This window comes from Lyngbya sp. CCY1209 (assembly GCF_035615495.1).
Classification (GTDB): domain Bacteria; phylum Cyanobacteriota; class Cyanobacteriia; order Cyanobacteriales; family Microcoleaceae; genus Limnospira.
Genome location: NZ_JAJENU010000337.1, coordinates 1 through 371, shown reverse-complemented (window position 1 = coordinate 371; position 371 = coordinate 1). Strand labels below are relative to the sequence as shown.

1 protein-coding gene is annotated in these 371 nt (G+C 44.2%); it reads left to right on the top strand.

Going from position 1 to position 371, the window contains the following annotated elements; genetic code table 11:
- Nucleotides 1-371, top strand: a 371-nt coding sequence (locus LKE08_RS09645) for a reverse transcriptase domain-containing protein (RefSeq protein ID WP_324704008.1), incomplete at both ends; no start/stop codon positions are given.

Genomic DNA, 371 nt, shown 5'->3' with positions numbered 1-371 from the left:
ACGGTCGTTAGATATGCCGATGATTTTGTGGTCATATCACAAAGCCGCGAAATCATTGAACAGTGCAAGATTGCTATTTCCGAATGGTTAAAACCCATTGGACTCCAACTCAAGCCGGAAAAGACAAGAATCTGTCACACATTTCGAGAAATCGAAGTTGATGGAAAAAAAGTCCCACCCGGATTCGACTTTCTAGGGTTCAATATCAGGCAGTATCCAAAAGGGAAACATACATCCGGGAAGAAATCGGGGGGAAGAGGTCTACTCGGCTTCAAGACCCACATCAAACCGGATAAGGAAGCAATCAAAGCCCATACTGAAAAGGTAAAAGAGGTGATTAGGAATCATAAAACAGCACCTCAAGCCGCCCT